1 pseudogene is annotated in these 290 nt (G+C 69.3%); it reads right to left on the reverse strand.

The features are described from left to right. Positions 1-14: 14 nt before the first annotated feature. Positions 15-290 (reverse strand): annotated as a pseudogene (locus ACLBXP_RS25910) (LPS export ABC transporter ATP-binding protein); the annotation flags it as partial.

Genomic DNA, 290 nt, shown 5'->3' on the forward strand with positions numbered 1-290 from the left:
CGAGGGGCCGACGCTTAGAGTCGGAAATCCTCGCCGAGATACAGGCGGCGCGCATCGGCGTTCGCCACGGTCTCCTCCGGCGTCCCCTCCGTGAGGGTGCGGCCCGAATGGGCGATGTAGGCGCGGTCGATCAGCCCCAGCGTCTCGCGGACGTTGTGGTCGGTGATGAGCACGCCGATGCCGCGCTGCTCCAGGTGCTTCACGAGGTCCTGGATGTCGCCGACCGCGATCGGGTCGATGCCCGCGAAGGGCTCGTCCAGCAGCATGAAGCTCGGCGAGGAGGCGAGCGC

It is taken from the genome of Methylobacterium sp. A54F (genome assembly GCF_053346035.1).